Origin of the sequence: Pseudoalteromonas rhizosphaerae (genome assembly GCF_028885455.1) — a bacterium.
GTDB classification, from domain to species: Bacteria; Pseudomonadota; Gammaproteobacteria; order Enterobacterales; family Alteromonadaceae; genus Pseudoalteromonas; species Pseudoalteromonas rhizosphaerae.
Genome location: NZ_CP118496.1, coordinates 129,461 through 150,714, shown reverse-complemented (window position 1 = coordinate 150,714; position 21,254 = coordinate 129,461). Strand labels below are relative to the sequence as shown.

Genomic DNA, 21,254 nt, shown 5'->3' with positions numbered 1-21,254 from the left:
TGTTTTGTCGTCATGTACTTTTTTGATAAAAAAGTACACAAAGAAAAGGCATAAACTGATCACTACTCCCAGAAAACCAAATGATAAAAATAGTACTGGGTCACTAAAAAAGTCTCTGAAGAATACGTCCATAAATGCCTCCTAATGTCTATGGATTAATGATAGAGACAGTTTGACTAGGTTGTTATGATCCAGATCAAGCTATTTTCCTAAGTTGATTAGCAGTGATACAGAAGTTGATTTGGATCAAATCAGTTAGCGAGTTTGCAAGGAGAAAGGTTAAAGTGGCAAAGCTCTAGAGAGTTTGCGGGCCATTATTAATGAAAAAACTGGAATGCTACCAGTCTTTGCATTTTTATTTTAAACTGTATTGGTTATAAAAACTGTAATACAGGGGGAGATCTGGAGGGTTACGCGGATAGTTAAATACACTTTAGTGATGGCATTTTTTTATGTAAGTTTAGGTTTCTTAACATCACAAGTTATCAATATGGTTGCGAGACTAACCTTTGAAGACTTTTTCGTAATCCAGTTAATCCCCTCAGCTTTCTTATCCATGTTCATGTATGGGGTTATGGCTTACAGAAGTTCAAGCCATAATTGGCAATATGCATGTGCAGTTTATGTGTTGGGGTTTTTATTTAGCACTGCGAGCACTTCGTTTATTTTGCAAGAGTTGTTTATCCCGTCAACTTTAGCTTTTGAGCTACCTATTTTACTTTTAAGTACAGTTATAGGAACATTAATAGGTATCAGGTTGAGAACCAAAAATAACAACAAGCCTACAGCCGCGGAATTCAAGCGCTAATGCACGACCTACAAAAGCGCTAGTATATTTTACTGGCTTTTCTTTAAAGCGTAGCGCCTCGAAACCCTCATTGTGGATAAATCACTTTAAAATTTTGTACAAAAAAAGACAGTGAGACAGATAAAAATATATTCGCAGCTAAAGCTGGCTCCTACAGGTATGAATATCCGTGGGCAATGGTTTTAGACATGATTGCCCTAACTATATCCCAAACACAAGTTCGCACCGAGCTGCTTATAGCTTAAGCAGATACAACCTCATATTATTCGGCTCCGGATGCGTAGCTAATCTAAATTTATTTACCGCATCTATCAACATCTCTTGCTGTTGTTTTTCTAGCTTTAACTCGGCGCTGAGTAGCTCTTTACGAATTGCAGCGTAATCTGCAATCTCGGTGTGGTTGGTTTTTAAATAGCCGCGGGTGGCACGCAGCGGTTGTAATACCTGCTGATCAAATTCACTAATACATTGCTCAAGTTTGTTTAACTGAGTTTGGCTAATTGCTAGATTGAGAGAGTCTAAATAATACAGTAGCAGGCACAGGTTAACGTTTTTACCTTGCTGGTTTTGGTAATCTAACAGGCGTGCTTGCATGTCACCTTCACTGTAAAGGCGACATGCAAATTGCCAAAAATCTCTGCTATTGAGCAAGTTCATTGGCAAACGCTTGCTCTTTTTCTTCCATCTCTTCAAGGGCCATTAATAGCTCCTCTTCGATGTCATTTACTTTCGGTGTTAACGTCGCTTGTTTAGCTAGTAATTCTTTGAGTTTTGCTTTGTTGTCATCGTTATAAAGCTCGTTATCGCCAAGTGCTTGTTCGATTTCAGCTAATTCGGCAGAGTGTTTATCAAGTTGCTTTTCAAGCTTTTCGATGTGCTTTTTAAGTGGTTGTGTGGCTTTTCTAAACTCTGCTTCTAGGCGTTTTTGCTCTTTACGGTTAACGCTTGAGTTTGCTTTTGGTTCATTGTCATCTTGAGTGGTTTTTGCCGCTTCTTTATTAGCGTTAAGTAGCCATTGATAGTATTCGTCTAAGTCGTAGCCAAACTGGGTTACTTCACCGTTATCCACTAAGTAATATTCGTCGGCGGTATTTTTTAGCATGTGACGGTCATGGGAAACGGTAACCATCGCGCCTTCAAACCCTTGCAACGCCATTACTAAAGCATGACGCATTTCTAAATCAAGGTGGTTGGTTGGCTCATCGAGCAGTAATAAGTTTGGTTTTTGATAGACCAACATTGCGAGTACTAATCGGGCTTTTTCACCCCCTGAAAACGGTGCTACGGGCTCAAGGGCTTTATCACCAATAAAGGCAAAACCACCTAAAAAGTCACGCAGTGATTGCTCGGTGGCTTTAGGATTTAAACGCTGCAAATGGGTAATCGCGCTGGCTTTTAAATCTAGCGATTCCAATTGATGCTGAGCAAAGTAACCTATGTTTAAGCCCTGATGTTGGAATACTTCGCCTGCTTGCGGTTGTAAGTCGCCAGACAATAACTTTATTAAGGTTGATTTACCTGCGCCGTTACGGCCAAGTAGGGCAATGCGACTACCAGGGACTAAGTTAAGTTTTATACTGTGTAATATGGTGGTGTCGCCATAACCGGCTTGCGCTTTATCTAGGGTCATCAAAGGGTTTGGCAGCGCGATTGGCTCGGCAAACTCAAAGTCAAACGGTGAGTCGGCGTGAGCGGGGGCTAGTTTTTCCATGCGCTCAAGCGCTTTAACACGGCTTTGTGCTTGCTTAGCTTTACTTGCCTTTGCTTTAAAGCGGGTAATAAACTGCTCAAGGTGGGCAATTTGCTCTTGTTGTTTTTCAAACATGGCTTGGTGCTGTAATAAACGCTCGGCTTTTTGGCGTTCAAACTGCGAGTAATTACCTTTGTATACATTGATCAGCTGCTTATCAATATGCCAAATTTGATCAACCACAGCGTCTAAAAACTCACGGTCATGTGATATTAATACTAAAGTACCGGTGTAAGCGCGTAAAAAACGCTCCAGCCAGTACACCGCATCTAAATCCAAGTGGTTAGTTGGCTCATCCAGTAGCAGCAAGTCGGCATCACGAATCAGCGCTTGGGCAAGGTTTAAGCGCATTCGCCAACCACCGGAAAAATCACTAACGGGGTTTTCAATTTGGTTATTTGCAAACCCTAACCCGTGAAGTAACTCGCCGGCTTTGGCTTCTATGCTATAGCCTTTAATGTGCTCAAGTTGTATGTGCACTTTGGCTTGGGTATCGCCATCATCATTTTGTTCGGCTTCGCGCAGCGCAATACGCATGGCGTAATACTCAGGATGACCTTGTAATACATAATCAATTGCGCTGATATCTAGCGCTGGCGTTTCTTGTTTTACCGAGGCGATAGACCAGTCTTTAGGGATACTGCAATTACCTGCATCAAGCTGTAGTTCAGATTTCAATAAACTAAAGAGTGTTGATTTACCGCAGCCATTGGCGCCAACTAGGCCAACTTTGTGTTCTGGAAATAATGTAGCTGAGGCATCTTTAAGGAGTGCTTTACCGCCGCGAAGTAATTCAATTTCTGAGATCTGGATCATGTAGTCTGCGCTTTACTGTGCCTTTGTGAACTTGACGCTATCATAGCACGGAAGCTGGACTATATTTCAATCGTCAGCGTATCAACTGGGTAGTTATTGGGTTAAAATGTAGCAAGTTTCTTTTCAAACTGTGGGAAAACGTAGTGAAACAGAAAAAACGATTTATTGCTGGGGCAACCTGTCCAGAGTGTAAAACCATGGATATGATGATGCTTTACAAAGAGCACGATGTAGAGAAAGTCGAATGCATGCAGTGCGGCCATAAAATGGCACAGCCAGAGCAGGCTGTTCAGGCATCAACACGCCAATTTGAACAAGTCATTGGCGTGTTTAAACCGGGCGATTAAGCGCCCGCAACCATCAATAGTGTGGCGGCGGAGGCTCTGGCGTGTCTGACATCATCATAGATGATGATTGCGACTCTTTAATTTTTTCAGCCAGTAGCTCTGTTTGGCGCTTCATTTTTGCCAACAGCTGCTGGTGCACTTTTATTTCATCATTTAAAATTTCAATCGTTTCGTCTTGAAAAGCCACTTTGGCTTCAAGTTCTGTTAAGCGATGTTCAATTGTGTTCATTTTTTTCTCGTCTAGTAAAGCGCTCAGCGATCCCACTGGAGCTTTCGGTTAACAACGCAGTATCGTTGTCAGTAAAAGCGACATCAAGTACCACTGCTGATTTTGGTCTACTGCCTTCTCGCGGTGTTACATGCCAACTTTGAATTTGTTCACCACTGGATAATTGCCATAGGTCCACTAAGCGGTTAGGTGAGCCTGTTGCCAGCAAGGTGCCTGCTTCATTAAAGCGTACCGCAGTGAAAATTCTCTGGCGGGCAATATACTGCAGTTTACTAACAAGATCACCTGTTGTCAGCTGCCATACATGTGCTTGTGTCATACTGTCTGCGGTAAATGCATAGCGACCTTGCGGATCTAAGGTCACTTGGGTGACACGACTTGGATGGTTAAAGCGATGGATCACTTGTCCGGAACGAGTATCCCAAAAGTACGCCGCATAATCATTGGAGCCACTGAGAGCAAAATTTCCGTTGGGCGATAAAGCAACTGCGTTAATTTTTTCTTGGTGGCCAAGGAACTCAATGCGTCTACCGGTCTCTAAGTCGAGGTAAACAACAACGCCATCGCTACGACCGTACAAAACACTGCGGCCTTGGTTACTAATGGCGATATCACGAATAGTGGCGGTTTTTATTTTGTAGTAGCCGGTATTTTTGCCAGTGGCAATATCCCATACTGCAAAAGTGGTTTTTTCAGCGGTAACAGCGTGGCTGTTGTCATAAGCGATAGCCACGGTATGTACTAGGCTATCGGCGTCTTGTTGCTGAAACCATTGGTATTTTAGTACTTGCTGTTGATTATCCCATAGGGCGACCCCATGGTGTATAGATGAGATCAGGCTGTATTTGCCATCATGAGATATTGCGGAGGCGAACGCGCCTCTGGCTGCATGCTCATAGCTTGCAGTGGCTTGGTCTTTTTGTTCTGAGCAGGCAATCAGCAAGGTGCAGCACAGAAGATACAAAAAAGTACGAAATATCGACATATTACAGCTATTTCCCCTTAACTCTTAGTGATTGAGAGGTTAGACTAGGGCTCGTGAAAGCCTAGGTTGTTTATCTAATTAACGTGAAAGTGAGCGTATAGCCTACAATCAGAAATTAGATAAGTAGCCTACCATGGGCCGTTAACCTTTAACTAGTAATAATACAATAAATGACATCTGCAAAGTGTGTCGGAGATTTAAAATGAAAAAGACGATTAAATTGTCATTGATTGCAGCGTCAGTTTTAGCGCTAACAGCTTGTAATCAAGAAGCAAAACAAGAACAAGCACCTGTTAAACTTGAAACTGAAGTACAACAACAAGCATACGGTATTGGTGCATCTGTTGGTAACTTTTTAAATAAAGATTTAGCTGATAAAAAAGAGTTAGGCATTGAGCTTGACCAAGCATTATTAATTCGTGGTTTTGAAGATGCCCTTGCTGGCGACGCAAAAATTGACGAAGAGAAAATTCGTGAAGTATTAACTGCACTTGATACGTCAGTACGTACTAAGCAAGAGCAACATGCCAAAGTAGAAGCTGAAAAAAGCCAAGCTGAAGGTGAAAAATACCTAGCTGATAACGCTAAGAAAGAAGGCGTAACAGTAACTGAATCAGGCCTACAGTACGAAGTGATCACTCAAGGTGATGGTGAAATGCCAGTAGCAACTGACGTAGTTAAAGTACACTACAAAGGCACACTACTTGACGGTACTGAATTTGATAGTTCGTATGCTCGTAACGAACCAACGACTTTCCCACTTAACCGCGTAATCGCTGGTTGGACTGAAGGTTTACAACTTATGCCTGTAGGTTCTAAGTATAAGTTTACTATTCCAGCAGAACTAGCATACGGCGATCGTGACTTAGGTAAGATCCCAGCTAACTCAACACTTGTTTTTGAAGTTGAATTACTTGAAATTCAAAATGAAGAGCAAGCAGCAGCTGCAGAGTAATTATTTATTCTGTGCGAGAAGGGGGCTAATTAGCCCCTTTTTTTGTTGCTAAAATCTTAGCTAAAGGCGGTTTCTTTCATAGTCAACGTACCTGTATCAGCATTGAGTTCGATTTGCGTACCGACCGGTAATATGAACTGTCGTTTTATATGGCCAATCATCGCCCCTCGGTAGGCAGGGATAGCCAGCGGTTTTATATAATCTGCAAAAATTTCATCTAGCGTCAATGAGCCATAGCCATTTCCCGGGCTGCAATCGTTACAGTCACCAAATACAAACCCCGCTATTTTGTCCAGTGCACCCATTAGTTTTAAAGTGCTGAGCATGCGGTCAATCCGATAAGGTGCTTCATCAATGTCTTCTAAAAATAAAATAGCCCCGTCAAATTGTGGTAAATAAGTTGAGCCAGCCAGCGCTGTTAGTACAGTTAAATTACCGCCGATAAGTTGTCCAGTCGCTTTACCTGGTGTGATGGTTTGGGTGAGGTATTGGCTATTAACCAATTCATCCTCGGCTTTTGGCAAGTTGCTAAAGTGCATGCGGGTTTGTTGCTCAAACATTTGTTTAAATTGTTTAACATGAAATGGATTCCAATCACTAGAGGCGTTAGGTCCATGAAAACTAACAATACCGGCTTTAGCTAGTAACGCGTTATGAAGTGCGGTGATATCTGAGTAGCCCATCAGCGGTTTGGCGTTAGCACGGATCATTGCATAATCCAGTAGGGGTAAAATACGTGCCGCCCCAGAGCCACCTCGTAAGCAAAAAATAGCATCAACACTGCTGTCGTTAAACAGCGCATTAAGATCGTCTGCACGTTGTGTATCAGTGCCCGCAAGGTGGCCACGTCTAGCCATAATATTAGGTGCTAACTTAGCATTATAACCAAGTGCTTCAATTACTTGCTTAGCTAAAATAATGTCTTTTTGATTTGCTGTTGCTGCTGATGGGCTAGCTACACCAATTGTGCCTCTGCTTGGTAAGGCGTTCGGCTTTTTTAAACTTAGTGCAGTTTGACTTGATAGGTTAGCTGCTTGAGCGCTATTGCCTGCGAGTAACCCTGCACTGAGGAGTGATACAGATTTCAAAAATGTACGTTTATTCATGGCGAGCCTGTGTAGTTTTAATGCACAATAAGGCTATAATTACATCATTGAAATATAAATTTCAATTTTATGGGGTGTTATGGGAATATTAAATTTATAGATGGGTAAGAAAAGACTTAAAGTAAACAGCAAACAAGGAGCTTAGCTCCTTGTAACGTAATAATTGTGTGTATTATCTAGGTGTGATTAGAATATAAATTATCAATCAACTCATCTTCTAACTCAAAACGCAGCTCAAGTGTTTCACCAAGTTTTGATAAGTCGTCATCAAAATCATTGAGTAAATCTTCTTTATCCACCTCTGCATATTTATCATTAAAATCAAGTGCAATGTCAGTAGTTTGCGAAATTCGTGGATAAAGTTCATTGGCAAGCTGCTGGCTGTTAGGGCCTTTTTGCTCACATGCCTTGGCAATGTCGTCATACACTTCAAAGTGACCAGCAGATAAATAATCCATCAATAGTTGGCAAAAATTTTGGATCTGTAATTGGTCAGGTAAGGCATGGTCTTTTTTATCATACGGTGAAAAGCCAGCAATACGACAATATAAAACTAATAGTTCTTGGCGTTCTGAGAGCCATTTGTCGATCACGGTGTGGCTACCACCCCATTTTTGTTGAGCTTTTTCCAAACGCGTCAGCATTATCATTCTCCTTAGCTGGGTTGGTTTCTTCTATAACAATGAAATATGCCGCAAAGATCAACACATTTTTTTTATAATTTTGTAATAAAACAAGAACTATATGATATATAAACAGTTTTTTTAATAAAATACAAATCGTTTATATTGTTTCAGGCAAGAAAAAACCACCATAAAGGTGGTTAATTTCTTTTTCCATGACTTGTTTAAACAAGCTTTCTTATTGTTATTAGAAGATTTTTATTTTTATTGTTATGTAATTTTTATTGTTTTTATTGTTAACGCGGGACAAGTTATACCAAGGTTTTTACTATGTTGCAAACATATTAATAAAAAATTTCAAATGTTATTGTTTGTTGTATTAATTTTGTACCAAGCAAGCATCTTAAAATAGATTATTAATCTGTATCAATACTAAGGTTAATTAGTGCCATAGCGATAGAGAGGTGTGCGATATGGTGATACAATCTGCGCAATATCTATCAGCTTTAGGATCCTTTACGCTATGAGCGAATTAAAAAACGACCGTTATTTACGTGCACTACAAAAACAGCCAGTTGATGTGACTCCGGTATGGATGATGCGCCAAGCAGGGCGTTACTTACCAGAATACCGCGCAACTCGTGCACAAGCGGGCGATTTTATGAGCCTGTGTAAAAATGCTGAGCTCGCTTGTGAAGTAACATTACAGCCGCTGCGTCGTTACCCATTAGATGCCGCTATTTTATTTAGTGATATTTTAACGATTCCAGATGCGATGGGCTTAGGTTTGTATTTTGAAACCGGTGAAGGTCCTAAATTTGAGCGTCCAATTTCATCACTTGCTGATGTACAAAAAATTCCAAAGCTCGATCCAACAGATGAGCTTGGTTATGTTATGAATGCCGTAAGCACGATCCGTCGTGAACTAAAAGGCGAAGTACCGCTAATTGGTTTCTCGGGTTCACCTTGGACACTTGCTACTTATATGGTTGAAGGCGGGAGCAGCAAGACCTTTGGTAAAATCAAAAAAATGGCGTTTGCTGAGCCAAAAACACTGCATTTGTTACTTGATAAGCTTGCTGATTCAGTGATCGATTACTTAAATGCACAAATTAAAGCCGGTGCGCAGTCTCTAATGGTGTTTGACTCATGGGGCGGTGTATTGAGCCCGCGTGATTATAAAGAGTTCTCATTGCAGTACATGCACAAAATCGTTGATGGTTTAATTCGTGAATACGATGGCCGCAAAGTGCCCGTTACGTTATTTACTAAAAATGGTGGTCAATGGATTGAAGCGATAGCAGCAACGGGTTGTGATGCAATTGGTCTCGATTGGACAATTAATATTAGCGATGCTAAGCGCCGTGTCGGCGACAAAGTAGCTCTGCAAGGTAATATGGATCCAGCAATGTTACATGGCACACCAGATCGTATTCGCCAAGAAGTAGCGACTATCCTTGAAGATTTTGGCACAGGTGAAGGTCATGTATTTAACTTAGGCCATGGTATTACGCCTGATGTTGATCCTGAAAACGCGGGTGTATTTATTAATGCCGTACATGAGTTTAGTGCGCAATATCATAAGTAACTGCCGCTGTAACAAACACTGTCATTTATAATCAAAAAAGCCCGCTTATCAGTAAGCGGGCTTTTTATTAGCTGTCTCAACGTGTTTATTTAAACAGTCGATTCAAACCATTTAACGCCGCAACACGATAGGCTTCAGCCATAGTTGGGTAGTTAAAGGTGGTATTTACAAAGTAATCAATATTATTGCCGCCATTTTTTTGTTCCATAATGGCTTGGCCAATGTGCACGATTTCAGAGGCACGCTCGCCAAAACAATGCACACCCAGTACTTCTTTGGTTTCAGTGTGGAATAATATTTTTAAACTACCCACTTCGGTACCAGCAATCTGTGCTCGCGCTAAATGTTTAAATTGAGCTCTGCCGACTTCATAAGGGATTTTCGCGGCGGTTAACTGCTGCTCTGTTTTACCTACTGAGCTCATTTCAGGGATGGTATAAATACCTGCCGGAATATCAATAATTAGTTTTTCATCGCAATTACCACAGGCAATTGCATCGGCAGCAATTCGACCCTGATCAAACGCTGCACTAGCAAGACTTGGGTAGCCAATGACATCACCAACGGCATAAATGTTATCGACCTCAGTTTGGTAAGTTTCATTAACTTTTAACTGCCCGCGGCCATCAGCTTTTAAACCAACCGCTTCAAGATTAAGTCCGTCAGTGTTGCCGGTGCGACCATTGGCAAATAAAATACAGTCAGCTTTAACGCGTTTTCCTGATTTTAAATGCATAACAACGCAATCATCACGGGTTTCAATGCGGTCAAACTCTTCGTTATGGCGGATCACAATGCCGCTATTCCAAAAGTGATAGCTTAAAGCATCTGAGATTTCAGCATCCATAAAGGCGAGTAAGCGGTCGCGAGTATTAACTAAATCGACTTTTGCACCTAAACCTTTAAAAATAGACGCATACTCACAACCAATAACACCAGCGCCGTAAATAAGTACACGATGAGGGTCATGCTCTAGGCCTAAAATAGTATCGCTGTCGTAAATACGAGAATGGGTAAAGTCGACTTCAGGTGGGCGATAAGGGCGAGAACCTGTAGCAATAACAATGGTTTTAGCAGTTAGTCGTTCGGTTGACCCATCAAGACGTTTAATTTCAATTGTGTGCTTATCAACAAAGCTAGCATCACCTTGAAACATATGAATACGATTACGGTCGTAAAAGCTACTGCGTAAATTTGATTGCTTAGAAATAACCGAGCTGGCGTGGCGCAAAATATCAGGAAACGTTAACCTACTAGGGCGCTCACCCACATTAAACAATGGGTTTGCTTTGTATTCTATGTAGCGGCTAACAGAGTGACGTAGTGCTTTTGAAGGGATAGTACCCCAATGTACGCAACCACCACCAACGGAAGCTTGGCGTTCGATAACGGCCACTTTTTTGTTGCTTTTAGACAGGTTCATGGCGGTACCTTCACCGCCAGGACCTGTGCCTATAATAATTGCATCATATTGAAATGATGGTTGTTCTTGCTTTACTTGTTGTTTGGCCACAGCCACTCCTACATTAACTAAAAGAGGCTTTTAATAACCTCGCATTGAGTGCAAGCCACGCCTGCTTTTGATTTTCCCAGGCTGCTTCCAACTCATGATATTGTGTCATTAAAGCTGATTTTTCGCATTGTTGCAGCATGTTATTCTTTTTAACTTCTAAAACTTGCTTTTTTAGTGCGCAAAAGTGTTGTAGCTTTTTCAGCAATAAATCGTACTCTTGCTGCAATAATGTAAGCTTATCTTGCGCTAAAGGCAATTTCGCTAAACGGTTTTGCGTTCTATTCATTAACGTTTCGGCTTTGGCTTTTTCGATGCGCTCAACCGGCGTACGTTTTAATTTTTTAGCAAGTCCAACAGCCGCAAAAGCGCGGATCATCCATTTTGTGGGATCATAATGAAACCATTTTATGCCATTGCGATAATCACTGGCAAAAATATGATGAAAGTTATGGTAACCCTCGCCATAAGTAAACAAGGCTAGTACCCCGTTATCACGAGCAGTGTTTTTTTCGGTGTAAGGTCGAGAGCCCCAGATATGCGCCACCGAATTAATAAAAAAGGTGAAATGCTGGCTCAATACCAAACGCAACAATCCAGCTAACAACAGCATGCCAATTACATCACCAATTATTAAACCCAGCAAGGCAGGGATACCAATATTAGTTGCTAATACTAATTTCATATAATGACGGTGTTGCCACATCACTATTTTATTGCGTTGTAAATCACGACAATTACTATAATCACCATAACTGTCGCCTTGGTAATCGCGTAACATCCAACCTATGTGGCTATACCAAAAGCCATTAGTTGCTGCATAAGGGTCTTTTACAGGGTCATCAACTTGGCCATGATGAACGCGGTGATCGCTGCTCCAGTGCAGCGCACTATTTTGTAGTGCAAAAGCACCACCTAAAGCAAAAAAGGCTTCTACAACAGGATGAGCGTCGTAAGTTTTATGGGCCCATAAGCGATGGTAGCCTGCGGTAATTGACATACCAGCATAAAACATACAAGCAACAAATGCGATCCAATGACTACTGGTAAAGCCATGGGTAAACCCATACCAAGGCACTAATGTGGCAGCAGCCAAAAAAGTAATACTAAAAAATAGGACATTGGTCCAAATAATCGGTGGTTTTTTCATCTTTTCAAATCTGAGCGTACACTTGTAAGCTAAAATAATATTTCATTCTCTTGCCGTCAAGTATTAGACTGGAGAATTAAGATAAAAATCACCATAAATTGATTTAAATTAAATCAGGAGTAGTTCATGTCGGGTGTTCGCGCGCAACAGAAACAAAAAACACGACAAGCTTTAATTGAAGCGGCATTTAACCAATTAAGCGCCGATCATAGCTTTTCTAATTTAAGTTTACGTGAAGTTGCCCGTGAAGCAGGTATAGCACCAACCTCATTTTACCGCCACTTTAAAGACATGAATGAACTGGGTTTAACCATGGTTGATGAAGCCGGTTTAACGCTGCGCCAGCTAATGCGCCAAGCGCGCCGCCGTATAGCCAGTGGCGGTAGCATTATCACCACCTCGATTGTTACTTTTATGGAGTTTATTGATAACTCCAGTAATCAATTCAGATTATTACTGCGTGAACGCTCCGGCACCTCTAAAGCATTTCGTGCCGCTGTAGCCCGTGAAATTAAACACTTTATTTTAGAGCTTGCTCATTATCTTGAAAGCGAAACCCCGTGCGATGCAACTCATGCGTATATTCAAGCAGAGGCTATGGTCACGCTAGTATTTAATGCCGGTGCTGAAGCATTAGACATAGAAGGGCAACAACGAGAAGAGTTAGTCGATCGTTTAATTTGGCAATTACGTTATATAACGCGTGGCGCTAGTAATTATGTGCGAGAGAATAAAAACACGAGTGAATAATCAGCATAAATGCTTGTAGATTTTTTGTTCCTATTTCTTTATTATTGCAAGCTAAAGTTTATACTCAGAAAATTAAATCTCTGCATTAGAGAAAGCGAGGATGCACATGCTCACCAAGGACGCGGTGAACTTTAAACATGCCCATATTTTTGATGAAATAAAAGATGAAGCAACCGAACCTGTTGTAACGTTTGCGTACGTCAGGCGAGCTGAATTCTTTTTATTACCGAAAAAACTACAACGGCTTATTCAAGATAATCAGTATGGTGTAATTGATAAACGCCAAGCCGCACGGCTACGTGATGATCCCCGCAGCCAATTTTGGGCAAATGAAAAAACATGGCGAAAAGTCAGCTACAACACCTATAAAAATACCGCGCAAGGCTTAGCTGTTTATCCAAAAGATCCTGTGAGTACCACTAAGTTTTCGTCATCCGGTGGAGCTAATGCCGCACCTGATTATTCGGCTTCGGAGCATTTTTTAAGTGACTCCAACCAAGCAAACTTCTTAGCAAATCCAGCGCTACTCAATAGCCAGTATGGCGAAGGGCAAGCAAAGTATATTGCGCAATCAATGCAGCAAAATAGCCGTGCTTTAAAGCCAACAGTTGTTGAAGTTCACTTACCCGCAGTATGTATATATAAGCCCGCTTTGCAAAGTACTGTATTGCTAAAAGCGTCGCATCAAGTTAGGCAAAATTTTTCAAACCATCTTTTACAAGCAAGTGAAACTGTAGAGCAGCTCGCCGAGCAATATACCGGCTATAAAAATGCCAATTTGATTTACGACTACAACCTAGGCTTTAGTAACCGCAAACCAGCCAAACCCGGCACTAGCTTACGCGTGCCCGATGGCTGGAAGCTCAATATTGAAGGCTCAAGCAGCAACAGCCGCAGCGTGGTTATTAAGTGGCAAGGGCCAACCAGCGGGCAAGTAACCTTACAACTTGAGAAAAAACGCCCTGACGAAGTCTCATTTTGGCAGCATTTTTTTGCTGTAAAGCCCGGACTTTATAACGTTATTGTCACTGCCAGCGGCGCAGTAGATACCACTACCTTTACCGTTGAACAGCCCGGGTTAGGCTACGAAATTGAATTGCGTGATGAAGTAGGCGAGCCGCAAGCGAATATGGGGTACAAAATTCGCTTACGTAACGGCCATGTTATCACCGGACAGCTCGATAAAAACGGCTACGCCAACGTATCAGGCCCTGATTTTGAAAACGCCAAAGTCAGCTTTTTTGAACTCGCCGATCACGATTGGTCAGTAGGCAACATCACCTAAACGTAGACTTGCTCTGGCGATATTTATATTTAGGGATAAGGATATTTCAATGACACAACAACACACCGTCGCACAAGGCGAAACACTGCTACGCATAGCACGCGAATATGGTTATAAAACCTCAACCGCCTTGTATAACCACCCCAGTAATGCTGAGTTTAGAGCGCTGCGCCCTGATCCAAACTTAATTTACCCCGGTGACGTTATTACCATACCACCTAAAAAAGAAAAGTTTATGCCGCTGCGCGCCAATAGCCTAAATACGTTTGTTGTACAAAACGAAAAAGAATATTTTCGCTTGCAAGTATCGTATGACGATGGCGATGATATTACCGGTAAACGTGTTGTGCTTAATATCGGCAGCCAAACAATCGATACCGTATTGCAAAGTGATGGGCTTATCGAAGTAGAGCTTAATAATAACGACGCCCTTACTGGCAACGTCGATTTATATTTAAAAGCAGGCGAAACCACACCAACTAAAAGCTTTGCGGTACAAATAGGCAATCTAGATCCAATCGACACGCTTTCTGGCGTGCAGGGACGTTGTAATATGTTGGGGTTTAATTGCGGCAAGGTTGATGGCGTCATGGGTCAAAAAACTCGCATTGGTGTAAAGGAATTTCAGTACGAGCACGATCTCGACATAGACGGCATACCAGGCCCTAAAACCAAAGCAAAATTACAACAAGTATTTGGGAGTTAGTATGAGTACCCCGTACAGTATGGCAATGGTAGTTAACAATATAAATCTGTTAACGATTGTTAAGCCCGCTTTTGTATTTTTTTATCAAGTTGACACAAATGCAAAAAATTACGCTAAAGAGCAGCTTGTGTTGGTAAATAATCAACATAACTGGCAGCAAATAAAGCCAATTTCACGTGTAATGCCTAAGGGAGATTGGGTCCGTATAGAATTTACCGACATACCCCAAAGCGGCAATTTTGATTTATTACAAGACCCAAACGACGGCCAGCCTAGTTACTATATATTTGATAACGTGCCATTCAGCGAGCTTAACAAGCAAACACCAAACACGGTAATAATGGCAGAGATAACAGAAGGGTAAGTGCATTCATTTTGCCTTCATTATAAAAGGTTTTAAATAATGAGTTTGTTTACAGCAATCCAATAAATGGGCTCATTCAGTAAAAGGATAGTTTTTGATGTTTTTTAAAAAATACAGCATGTTTTGCGTGCTCTCTCTTTGTGCCAGCTTGGTACTAGGCGGTTGCTCAGAGCCATCTTCACAAGGCTCTGAGCAGGCAGAGGTTGATGTTGCTAAATACCCATGGGCTAAAGAGCATAAAAACCACCCTGAGTGGCCGATGGAAATACGTGAAGAGGTGTATGGCGATGCAGATACCTTCTCAACCCCGCGGTTAATGTTTTGGAATAAATACAAATACAGTGAGGTACGCACGCTGTGGTCATCTCGTTTAGATGGCTCTGACAGGCGTCGCATAATTCCTGAAGAAATTTTTACCCAGTTGGAACCTGCGGGATTGCATCCACCATCTCGCTCACCAGATAACCGTTATATCGCTATTTCGGGTTATATAAATGACCGAGCGACGCGCCAGTTATACGACACTAAAGAGAAAAAGCTAATCACCATGTCAGGTGGTGGTGGTGGCTACCCGTGGTTTAATTGGACGTCAGACAGTAAAAATGTAATTTTTTACTCAGATGGCAAAAACTTTAATTACCATGTTCCAACAGGCGAGTTAACCCCACGACCACAAATTCACCACAGTGGCGCTGCTTTTTTACTCCCAGGCGATAAAGAGTTTTTAGCGGTAAAGCACGATGGCTTTTGGATACATAAGTTTGATGGTGAAGTAGTGCGTAAAGTGAATTTTGGTTTCCCAAAAGAGTGGGAGATGAAAAACCACCGTATTTCACCTGATGGAAAATATTTGGCGTTCATGACTCAAGGCAGACCAAAAGCGCATTTTCATTGGGTGAATATTGCCAACCCTGAGGTTAAGCATTCAGAAATAGGGGAAGGTAATGGCGTTATTTTTTCTCCAGAAGAGGATTATCAGTTGGAGTTTGTAGCAAAATTTTCAAAAGAGCGTGGTAAAAATGGTTTCTATCCTTCAAAGCGTATCATAAGAACAAAGAATATAGTGACCGGTGAGCAAGCTGAGGCGATAGTAAAAGAAAATGGTATTTGGGGTCTTGATACATTAGGTCCAATAGCAGTTACAAACTTAGCAGTACAAGGACGATAATAATGCATAAAATGCATGATATGAGCAAAGGAAGTGCCAGCCCAATAGTGTATTTATTAACTGGTTATGTTGAAAACAATAAACCGGTTGGTAAATTAACCCCGGTAGCAAACCGAATCGTGGTGGCCGAGCAGCCTGAGTCAGCCACTTACGATACAAAAAAGCCTATTGTATTAAAAACAAATAGTGCTGGTATTTTATCGACAATAAACAGTGAGTCGTTAGAGGTACGCCAGCCGTTTCATGCATACACTGCCAATAATAATCAACGGCCTATTATTATTCCGCCAATGGAGTCTATAGGGCTCATTGCAAATAATAACCCTAGTGGATGGGCGAAAGAGTTTGTTGATAATTTAAAAAATTACAGGAGCTCAAATACGCCGTTATTAGAGCTACGAACAGTCCCGATTACCAATTTAAAACAGCCAACAGAGAATAGCGAAGACGACACTTACAATAAGTGGTATGCAAAAGAAATAGCTCAGAAGAACGTACAAAGTATCCAAGCTTATATACTGGCAAAAACCCGAGCGATTATATTAAGTATCAATCCAAATGCACCACTCCTTTCTCCAGGTGAAAATATTGTTTTGTCACCGCTAGTGGGTGAAGATAAATTTGCCACTTTCGATCCTGAAACTAACTTAGCAGTGATATCAGGTACTGATAAAAGGCTACCCAAAGGGTTGTACCGCATTAAATTGAGGTTGAATGAAAAAAAACTAGAGGCTCAACAATCACGATGGTGTGCTAAATCAATTCAATTTGACGGCACATATTATTACTATGAACTTGCCGAAATGGTGCGTTTTGATATAAAAAATGAAGCCGGTGAGTTTGATGTAATTAATTGCGACCCGCTTTCGGTTGAAGAGGCAATAATAAAGCAATTTCCGCGTTTTTATAGCCACTTAATAAGTTATGCGAAAGATTTAAAAACCGAGCATGCCACCTATGACCCTAAAAATATTAGTGTTAAAGATGAAAACGGTAAAGAAATTGGCCGCGCTAAAGTCAGCGATGAACCGATAAGAATGGCTAGCGGCTATGAAAGCTTTTGTCATGGTTGGGCGGTGGCAAAAGGCCGCGCACAACTCGCCGCCGGGTTAATTAATACTGATATAACCGCCAGTGCCAGTAACGGCAATTTTACCACCAATGGTAAATTTGTGTTAGGCAGTAAAATTGCCAAGGCAATTCATACCCATTTAAATAAAACAGAAGATAAAACCATTCAAGCCACCCTTGATTCTGTATTTGCGATGCAAGAAGGGCAAGATGCGTGGCAAAAGCTACGCAGTGCGCGTGCTGCTATGACAACCGACGGTTGGCGGCAAGCACTTGCAGAAAATCTGTGGCGCTTACCAGCGAACACACCAGCTACAATGGAAAGTTATAACAATAGTTTAGCGAACAGGCTTGGTATTCCTAAAGTAGCCATGGATGCAGCAGGTAATGCACTCAATATAGCTGACTTAACCATAAATATTGCAGCGCTCGGGCAAACTACGTTGCAGCAATTTGGTACAAATATCCCTAACTTAGCGCAATCTAAACAGCATTATAAAACGGTTGCTAACGATTACTTTGAGCATTTAAGTGCTAAAGAAATAGTAAAAGATGTGGTAATTAAAGCACAGTTTGCACTTAATAGTGAGCAGGTAACCGATGAATACCGTGATGCTATCTTGCAGCAAAGTGAAGCGGTTTTAAAAGCGTTTGAGCTAAACAAATCGCTTAAAATTATAGTGGCAGGCCATACCTGCGATCTGGGTCATTACGATTATAATATGGCGCTATCTGAGCGACGAGCCGATGCTGTTAAAAATATTTTAGTAACTCAAGCTGGTATTGATGAGGCGCGTATTGAAGTGCAAGGGCTGGGTTATACTCAGCCACTTGTAAATAATAAAGATGAAGCCAGCCGAGCGCAAAATCGCCGTGTACATATTGCCGCTTATGCTATTAGCCAGCTTTCTGTTTGCCCATCACGCGAGGGTATGGATAGCTTAGAGCGCTTTCGTAATTTAACCGTGATTAACGACATAAAAGTAGGTGAAACTGCCGATGAAATGGCGTGGCAAATGATTAACATTGCTTTGGGTGTGATGGCGTTCATTCCGACAACCGCGCCTATTGCAGCAGCGGTGGCAGTAATAAAAGCGGGTGGTGCTATAGCTACATCGGCTGCTAATTTAATGGATGAAGTGCTGCTCGATAACGCCTGTAAAAAGTATTATGCCGAAATTCAAAGAGATAAACGCCTAGGCCAAGAATGTGCTGCTAACCAAGGGATGATGCATGAGCTGCTTAGTGAATTTAAAGAGAGCGAAAGCACAGAGCAAAGTACGCAGTGGGCTGCGCAATTTAGACTGCGCTCAGAGGCAATATCGGGCCTGATGGGCTTGTTATTAAGGGCGCAGCGTGAAGGAGATAAAAGCGAATACTACAAAAACCTAGAGCGTTATAAAGTAAAACAATACATAGAAAACTTTTTATTAGGTGATAGCTGGGCGCTCCCTAATTTACCCGGTGCATCAATTCGTATGGATACCTTTTGGGTGTTTTTAATTGATAGTATCGCAGGTCAAAAGAAAAACGTAGGCAATGATAAAAAAGCGCTCTATGGGTTTAGTGACAATTACAGCCTGTTAACTAAAGCCGCACGTAAAACTGTGATAGAGGACCCTCAAAACGCACTTTATATGCACTCGCAGTCTAACCCGTATGGCTTTTATATGATGGCGGTGCCAACACTCGCGCGTGAACATAACTATATTACCGCTGAGTTTCAAAACTACTTTCCTATTCATACCTTTGGCACACAAGAAAAAGCAGGCAGTAAATACCTTGAAAGCTTTGCAAACACCTTTGAGCCGGTATTTTCTGACTATGGTGAAGCAAGTTATCATCACAGCGCCATATATTATCAAGACCCAACGTCAAAAAAATGGTTGCCAATTATTGCCAACAAACTAAAGCGCTTAACGCCATTCACACCTATTCGTGTTTTAGTGGTGTTTAACGATACGATGACCGGTATTGCCCCTATTACCTTTAAAGTAACGCGCTGTGATGGGAAAAATAACGAGCTTGCTTATAAAGAGTTGGTAAGGCCACTTGTCGAGTCTGAGCTATTAGAGAGTGAAAAGCACTTTGCCGGAAAGTTTGGTTGTGTATTTACACCATTTTTTCAGTTGGGGCCAAAAACGTATTTAGGTACCAAGCCTATGGTGCACGAAGAAGCCTTTTACCCATTAATGCACGACTCTGCACTTGAATACTATCAAGATGACAATTTTTCTGACATGCGTTACTTCATTCGTGCGCAAGTTGGCAGTAGTCTTGGAGTTGTATTGCCGTTAATGGGAGAACGTAAAGATAATAGTGATGAGATGATTTTTGAGTCTGACACTGCGGAGGTCCTCTATGCCTTAGGCATAAAAAATAAGTTTGTGGCGAATGAGTTTTATGTTGATTTAAATACAAAGCGTAATGGTGGTAATGAAGAGTCACTATTAATAAAAGACTTTTTAACCAGTAATAGCTCAAGCTTTGTATACCCAGAGCTTTTTGCGGGGGAAAAAAGCATTAGAATTTTGGTGCGCTTTGGCGGTGAAGGAAAGCCTTATTTAATGACCAGTAAAATACAAAGGCAAGGGCGCTCAATCCGTTTATTTGAGAGTGAATTTGCTGCCGCACAAAGTTTAGGGTTTAAAGTACGCCAGTTTGGCGATGACATAATATTTGATGACTTTGATTGGAATACCCAAGTCGATATTATGGTTGTAGCCACCTGTACAAAGCTAGAGTCTGATAATTATACCAAAAAATTAATTGGTTTAGATTGGCGTAGTGTGCCATGTGATTTAATACTGCAGCAGACTATTGGTATTAATGACCAAGGCCCGCAGTATAAGTCAAAGCTGTGCTATTTAGGCAAAGCAACGCGTAATGCAAATAAAGGTTATAAAACAGAGCGTATTTTAAATAAAATGGTGGATACGTGGCATGACGATGACTATCAATTTGAGGATATGTGGGATGACAACCAGTGCAAAATTGATGAGCAGGTAGGCCCAGAGTATGAAGAGTTAATTGAACTATTGAATAACGCAGGCCCTTATAACGAGAAAGGTAAACAGGCTCGAGCTCGAGCGTTGCTTAATTGGCATAATAAAGACGCTAAAGCATTTGCCGGTGAAGAGCAGGTTTTTGTTTTTGCAGCGAACTTTAGTTTAAAGTATGAGTCGCCAAAACGGGTTACCGTTAAAGGTTTAAGGCCTTTTGGTGATATATTTACAGCTCAGTTTAGTGATTTGTTTACTGAGCAACAAGACCGGGAGTATAGTATGGAGCTAGGCGTCGCTAGCTTTAATTCTGCGGGTAATTCTGGTTTTAACTTTAATGATATCGGTTCGACGACTGATAAAACCAGCAACCATGGTTTGCAGTTAAAGTTACCATTGCCTAACCCTACAAATAGCGATTTGCCTTGGGGTAAAACATTACCTGAAGCTGATTTAAAAGAATTAGCCGCAAAGCTAAATGGCGAGCATTCAACCCCATCACAAAAAGCAGTGTATAAAAGGTTGTCAGAGGAAGGGTTGACTGAAGGTGAAGTGAAACAGTGGTTTGTTGAAGATGCGACAAAGAAGAAGGTCAGGCCGTTAGGGGCTTTTAAAGAGTAAATTAACTTCTTAGTACTTACAGGGCTGTAACCAAGCACTCTTTGTGAACAGCCCTTTTACCTAAGCTTACTTCACCTTTTAAAATATCAGCATATTATGGCATTAATTAAACCAATTTACCCAGTACCATTAATCAATAAAATAAAAGCGTTGCTGGCATTTAAATTGCCTAGCTCAGAGATGCCACCACCGCCGATCACCTATGTTGATGATAATGTCTGTAAGCTTAGCAACAACTCCATTAAAGCGCGTAATATGGGCATTATCCCTATGTTATTCATGGTGTCATTTATTGCGTTTTACCAGGTAGTTGGTTTTTATTCTATGTGGAAATCAACGGAAGAGAGTATGATGAAAATGGTTGATTTTTATAAAAAAATATGGGGAAGATTATTTCTTATCCCCGAATGTTGAACCAGT

18 protein-coding genes are annotated in these 21,254 nt (G+C 41.3%); 10 read left to right on the top strand and 8 right to left on the bottom strand.

Features of this window, described 5'->3' with window-relative positions:
- Window positions 1–1,042 precede the first annotated feature (1,042 nt).
- Together PVK79_RS00745 and PVK79_RS00740 are read right to left on the bottom strand one after the other, a co-directional pair.
- Window positions 1,043–1,465 (bottom strand): TIGR02444 family protein, encoded by a 423-nt coding sequence (locus PVK79_RS00745; RefSeq protein WP_257325128.1) that lies wholly within the window; start codon window positions 1,463–1,465, stop codon window positions 1,043–1,045.
- A complete protein-coding gene (locus tag PVK79_RS00740; protein ID WP_257325127.1) occupies window positions 1,449–3,374 on the bottom strand; it encodes an ATP-binding cassette domain-containing protein in 1,926 nt (641 codons plus the stop codon). The genes PVK79_RS00745 and PVK79_RS00740 overlap by 17 nt, the downstream gene beginning before the upstream one ends.
- 143 nt (window positions 3,375–3,517) lie before the next feature.
- On the opposite strand from PVK79_RS00740, the gene PVK79_RS00735 reads away from it, so the two are divergent.
- Window positions 3,518–3,721 carry a YheV family putative zinc ribbon protein gene (locus PVK79_RS00735; protein WP_029216159.1) on the top strand — a complete coding sequence of 68 codons (204 nt, stop codon included), beginning with the start codon at window positions 3,518–3,520 and terminating at the stop codon, window positions 3,719–3,721.
- A 13-nt stretch (window positions 3,722–3,734) separates the two neighbouring features.
- On the opposite strand, the gene PVK79_RS00730 is transcribed toward PVK79_RS00735, so the two are convergent.
- Both PVK79_RS00730 and PVK79_RS00725 read right to left on the bottom strand, forming a co-directional pair.
- Window positions 3,735–3,950 carry a SlyX family protein gene (locus PVK79_RS00730; protein WP_145242400.1) on the bottom strand — a complete coding sequence of 72 codons (216 nt, stop codon included), beginning with the start codon at window positions 3,948–3,950 and terminating at the stop codon, window positions 3,735–3,737.
- The gene (locus PVK79_RS00725) at window positions 3,937–4,935 is read right to left on the bottom strand and encodes a WD40 repeat domain-containing protein (RefSeq protein ID WP_145242402.1); all 999 of its coding nucleotides are present in this window, start codon (window positions 4,933–4,935) and stop codon (window positions 3,937–3,939) included. Before PVK79_RS00725 ends, PVK79_RS00730 begins: the two co-directional genes overlap by 14 nt.
- 202 nt (window positions 4,936–5,137) lie before the next feature.
- On the opposite strand from PVK79_RS00725, the gene fkpA reads away from it, so the two are divergent.
- Window positions 5,138–5,890: an FKBP-type peptidyl-prolyl cis-trans isomerase gene (fkpA, locus tag PVK79_RS00720; protein ID WP_145242404.1), complete on the top strand. Its 753-nt coding sequence runs from the start codon at window positions 5,138–5,140 to the stop codon at window positions 5,888–5,890.
- 56 nt (window positions 5,891–5,946) lie between these two features.
- Here the strand turns inward: fkpA and PVK79_RS00715 are convergent, their stop codons facing one another.
- A complete protein-coding gene (locus tag PVK79_RS00715; protein WP_145242406.1) occupies window positions 5,947–6,996 on the bottom strand; it encodes a S66 peptidase family protein in 1,050 nt (349 codons plus the stop codon).
- 176 nt (window positions 6,997–7,172) lie between these two features.
- Complete coding sequence (gene rsd / locus PVK79_RS00710; protein WP_145242408.1) at window positions 7,173–7,640, bottom strand: sigma D regulator; 468 nt, start codon at window positions 7,638–7,640, stop codon at window positions 7,173–7,175.
- A 502-nt stretch (window positions 7,641–8,142) separates the two neighbouring features.
- Between rsd and hemE the strand changes: the two genes are divergently transcribed.
- Window positions 8,143–9,207, top strand: coding sequence for a uroporphyrinogen decarboxylase (gene hemE, locus PVK79_RS00705; protein WP_257325126.1), 1,065 nt, complete (start codon window positions 8,143–8,145; stop codon window positions 9,205–9,207).
- Between the two features lie 85 nt (window positions 9,208–9,292).
- On the opposite strand, the gene sthA is transcribed toward hemE, so the two are convergent.
- On the bottom strand, window positions 9,293–10,720 hold the full coding sequence (gene sthA, locus PVK79_RS00700) for a Si-specific NAD(P)(+) transhydrogenase (RefSeq protein WP_257325125.1): 1,428 nt from the start codon (window positions 10,718–10,720) through the stop codon (window positions 9,293–9,295).
- 13 nt (window positions 10,721–10,733) lie between these two features.
- On the bottom strand, window positions 10,734–11,867 hold the full coding sequence (locus tag PVK79_RS00695) for an acyl-CoA desaturase (protein WP_145242414.1): 1,134 nt from the start codon (window positions 11,865–11,867) through the stop codon (window positions 10,734–10,736).
- Between the two features lie 126 nt (window positions 11,868–11,993).
- Between PVK79_RS00695 and fabR the strand changes: the two genes are divergently transcribed.
- The 7 genes from fabR to PVK79_RS00660 all read left to right on the top strand — a co-directional run bounded on the left by fabR (window position 11,994) and on the right by PVK79_RS00660 (window position 21,248).
- Window positions 11,994–12,617 (top strand): HTH-type transcriptional repressor FabR, encoded by a 624-nt coding sequence (fabR, locus tag PVK79_RS00690; RefSeq protein ID WP_145242416.1) that lies wholly within the window; start codon window positions 11,994–11,996, stop codon window positions 12,615–12,617.
- 106 nt (window positions 12,618–12,723) lie between these two features.
- Window positions 12,724–13,902 carry a hypothetical protein gene (locus PVK79_RS00685; RefSeq protein ID WP_257325124.1) on the top strand — a complete coding sequence of 393 codons (1,179 nt, stop codon included), beginning with the start codon at window positions 12,724–12,726 and terminating at the stop codon, window positions 13,900–13,902.
- Window positions 13,903–13,951: 49 nt separating this feature from the next.
- Window positions 13,952–14,608, top strand: coding sequence for a PGRP and LysM peptidoglycan-binding domain-containing protein (locus PVK79_RS00680; RefSeq protein WP_257325123.1), 657 nt, complete (start codon window positions 13,952–13,954; stop codon window positions 14,606–14,608).
- 1 nt (window position 14,609) lies between these two features.
- Window positions 14,610–14,972: a hypothetical protein gene (locus tag PVK79_RS00675; RefSeq protein WP_182735898.1), complete on the top strand. Its 363-nt coding sequence runs from the start codon at window positions 14,610–14,612 to the stop codon at window positions 14,970–14,972.
- A gap of 97 nt (window positions 14,973–15,069) precedes the next feature.
- Complete coding sequence (locus PVK79_RS00670) at window positions 15,070–16,140, top strand: TolB family protein (RefSeq protein WP_425607872.1); 1,071 nt, start codon at window positions 15,070–15,072, stop codon at window positions 16,138–16,140.
- Window positions 16,141–16,142: 2 nt separating this feature from the next.
- Window positions 16,143–20,834 (top strand): OmpA family protein, encoded by a 4,692-nt coding sequence (locus PVK79_RS00665; protein WP_257325121.1) that lies wholly within the window; start codon window positions 16,143–16,145, stop codon window positions 20,832–20,834.
- A gap of 96 nt (window positions 20,835–20,930) precedes the next feature.
- On the top strand, window positions 20,931–21,248 hold the full coding sequence (locus PVK79_RS00660) for a hypothetical protein (protein WP_257325120.1): 318 nt from the start codon (window positions 20,931–20,933) through the stop codon (window positions 21,246–21,248).
- The last annotated feature ends 6 nt before the right edge of the window (window positions 21,249–21,254 follow it).